Source organism: Hansschlegelia beijingensis, from assembly GCF_045505405.1.
GTDB lineage: Bacteria > Pseudomonadota > Alphaproteobacteria > Rhizobiales > Methylopilaceae > Methylopila > Methylopila beijingensis_A.
Genome location: NZ_JBJKEX010000340.1, coordinates 1 through 3,318, shown reverse-complemented (window position 1 = coordinate 3,318; position 3,318 = coordinate 1). Strand labels below are relative to the sequence as shown.

Annotated in this window: 4 protein-coding genes; all 4 read left to right on the top strand. The window is 70.5% G+C overall.

The window, feature by feature from the left end:
• The first annotated feature begins 100 nt into the window (after window positions 1-100).
• Entirely contained in the window at window positions 101-643 is a 543-nt protein-coding gene (locus ACIKT0_RS15635; protein ID WP_407106260.1) for a flagellar hook-length control protein FliK, read from the top strand.
• Between the two features lie 11 nt (window positions 644-654).
• Window positions 655-1,314, top strand: a complete 660-nt coding sequence (locus ACIKT0_RS15630; RefSeq protein ID WP_407106259.1) for a flagellar hook assembly protein FlgD — start codon at window positions 655-657, stop codon at window positions 1,312-1,314.
• A gap of 85 nt (window positions 1,315-1,399) precedes the next feature.
• On the top strand, window positions 1,400-2,275 hold the full coding sequence (locus tag ACIKT0_RS15625; protein ID WP_407106257.1) for a hypothetical protein: 876 nt from the start codon (window positions 1,400-1,402) through the stop codon (window positions 2,273-2,275).
• 80 nt (window positions 2,276-2,355) lie between these two features.
• On the top strand, window positions 2,356-3,318 hold a 963-nt coding region (gene mnmA, locus ACIKT0_RS15620; RefSeq protein WP_407106255.1), incomplete at its 3' end, for a tRNA 2-thiouridine(34) synthase MnmA.

Genomic DNA, 3,318 nt, shown 5'->3' with positions numbered 1-3,318 from the left:
TGTCACTACTCAAAAGCAGTTTGCTCGCAGCATAACGCACCCATTCGTGGTGATCATCCAATGCTGTCGCCTGCGCTAGGGCATCGGCTACGTCCGAGAATTGTCGGCCACGGCGCGGCATGGCGAGCCGAACGCGCCCGCCGCCCCGGCGGATCGCGCGGCGGCCGGATCTCCCACGGCGGCCTCGCCGCAGTCGAGTTCCGGCGCATCGCCTCAGGTCGCTTCCGCCGCGGTGGCGGCGGTCGCGACCGCCATCGCGACGAACGCCGGCGCGCGGCGCACCCGCTTCGAGGTGCGGCTCGATCCGGACGAACTCGGACGCGTCGACGTCCGGCTCGACATCGCGCATGACGGAAAAGTCGCGACCCGTCTGATCGTCGACCGGCCGGAGACGCTGAACCTCCTGCGGCACGACGCGCGGGAGCTGGTCCGCACGCTGGAGCAGGCGGGATTCCAGCTGCCCGACACGGGCCTCTCGTTCCAGCTCCGCGACGGACGGCAGGACGCGTGGCGCGAGCAGGCCGCGCAGGCCCCCGTTTCGCGGCTGTCCGTCGAAGCGTCCGATGCCCCGGCCGAAGTCGCGCCGGCTCCCTATCACCGGCCGACGCGCATCGGCGCGGGCGGCGTCGACATGACGGTCTGAGGGCAGGTCTGATGGCGGTCGATTCAGTCTCCGGCGCAGCGGCGAGCAGCGCGATGGCCACGTCGCGCACCACGCTCGCGAGCAATTTCGACACCTTCCTCTCGCTGCTGACGACGCAGCTCAAGAACCAGAACCCGCTCGACCCGCTCGACACCAACCAGTTCACCCAGCAGCTCGTGCAGTTCGCGGGCGTCGAGCAGCAGCTCAAGACGAACGACACGCTGACGGCGCTCCTGTCGGCGACCCAGACCAGCCAGGCCGGCACCGCGCTCGGTCTGGTGGGCAAGTCGATCACCGCCGAGGGCGACACCTCCCTGCTCACCGGCAATTCCGCCAAATGGCAGCTCAAGGCGCCGAAGGACGGCGTCGCCGGCACGATCACCATCCGGGACGCCAACGGCTCGGTGGTCGCGACCAAGGAGGTCGACTTCGTCTATGGCGACCAGGACTTCACCTGGGACGGACGCAAGGCGGACGGCTCGCGGGCGAAGGAAGGTCTCTACAGCATCGCGGTCGACGCCCATGACGTCGCCGGCAACGCCGTCACGATCACCTCCGAGGTCAGCGGGACGGTGGACGGCGTCGACCTGTCCACCGGCCAGGCGGTGCTGCTGATGGGCGATCTGAGGATCCCGCTCGGCTCCCTGAAATCGGTGCGCGCGCCCTCCTGACGGAGCGAATTGCTCGCGCGCCGGGCGTGAAGTAGCGTCCGCGCTCCCCGAAGCGCACGGTCGCCAGACGCGCCCGCGAGGCCGGATGCCGCGGTCCATCAAGCAACTCGTCCTCACCGTCTATCACGCCGCCGTCGAGCCCTTGACGGCGCTGCGGCGGCGCGCCGCCCGGCTCGCGATGTTCGAGCCGCGAGGGGAGGTCTGGCCTCCGGACATCCCGGTGCGGGCGTTGCGGGCGCGCGACTGTCCTCCGCGCTGCAAGGCGCACCCTCACAGGATCGAGGGGGTCGTGGCGCGCTATCTGGGCGACCGGCGGAAGCCGTCGCGGCTGACCCCGCTGGTGATCGACCTCGAGACGTACCCGACCAACGCCGCGTTCGAGGCCTATGTCCGGAAGCGCTCCTCGCGCACCCTGCCCAAGGTGCGCCAGGCCCAGCGGCTCGGCTATCGGGCACGCCGCTTCCCGCTTTCGCGCCACGTGCACGACGTGCACGCGGTCAAGACCTCTATGAAGCGCCGCGCCTTCGGTCTGGTGCTGGACTACTGGCTGCTGCGGCTCGAGGACGTCGGCAAGCCGGCGGTGAAACCGGTCGCGTGGCGGGCGCCGCCCTGCCGGCGACACTGGACCATGTGGTGGGGCGTCTTCCTGCCCGAGCCCGGCCATGCCCAGGGCCCGGTCACGGTCGACGAGCGGCTCGTCGCCTATGTGAAGCTCGTTCGCCGTGGCGACTTCATCCACTACGCGGATCTGATGGGACACGCCGACAGCCTGGACGCCAACGTCATGGCGCTGCTGCATTTCGAGATCATGAAATGGCTGCTCGACCGCGAGGACCCACTGGTCCTCGGGGTTCGCGCGGTGCTCTACGGCGCGGCGGAGCAGGGCGGGGAAGGGCTCGTGACCTGGAAGAAGCGGGCGGGTTTCGAGCCGGCCCGGCTGACGCTGGTCGAGGAGAGCTGAACCGGCCGGGCTTTCGCCGCGCGGCCGCGCGCGCTAAGACCCGCCTCGATTTTCTGGTAGCAGCCGCCATCTCAAGTCCCATGACACTCGACCTCGATCTCCCGGGCGACCCGGCCGCGACGCGCGTCGTCGTGGCGATGTCGGGCGGCGTCGACTCCTCCGTGGTCGCCGGGCTGCTCAAGCGCGCCGGCTATGACGTCGTGGGCGTGACGATGCAGCTCTACGATCATGGCGCCGCGACCGCCCGCAAGGGCGCCTGCTGCGCTGGCCGCGACATCCACGACGCGCGCGACGTCGCCGACCGGCTCGGCTTTCCGCACTATGTGCTGGATTATGAGGCGCGGTTCCGCCAGGCGGTGATCGAGCCCTTCGCGGCGAGCTATCTCGCGGGCGAGACGCCGATCCCGTGCGTGGCCTGCAACCAGACCGTCAAGTTCCTCGACCTGCTCGGCATGGCCCGCGACCTCGGAGCCGCGGCGCTCGCGACCGGCCACTACGTCGCGAGCCGCGCGCTGCAGGGGGGCGGCCGGGGTCTGTTCCGGGCCGCGGACCAGGACCGCGACCAGAGCTATTTCCTCTACGGCACGACCGCGGAGCAGCTTTCGATGCTGCGCTTCCCGCTCGGCGACATGACCAAGCCGCAGGTGCGCGAGCACGCGCGGGAGCTCGGCCTCTCGGTCGCGGACAAGCCCGACAGCCAGGACATCTGCTTCGTGCCGCAGGGTCGCTATTCGGACGTCATCGAGAAGCTGAAGCCCGGCGCGGCCGAGCCGGGTCCGATCCGGCATGTCGACGGTCGCGAGCTCGGGCGGCACGAGGGCGTGGTTCGCTATACGGTCGGCCAGCGGCGCGGCCTCGGGCTCAACGATGGCGGCGAGCCGCTGTTCGTGGTGCGGATCGAGGCGGCGACCAGGACGCTGGTGGTCGGCCCGCGCGAGGCGCTCGCGGCCCGGACCATTCGCCTGCGGAGCCTGAACTGGCTCGGGGACGGCCCCTTCGACGCGCTCCCTGCGGAAGGGATCGCGGTGATGCCGTCGGATATT

Bases quoted from the DNA above. Each gene is read 5' to 3' on its own strand.
- ACIKT0_RS15630 (WP_407106259.1), top strand. From the start codon at position 655: ATGGCGGTCGATTCAGTCTCCGGCGCAGCGGCGAGCAGCGCGATGGCC.
- ACIKT0_RS15625 (WP_407106257.1), top strand. From the start codon at position 1,400: ATGCCGCGGTCCATCAAGCAACTCGTCCTCACCGTCTATCACGCCGCC.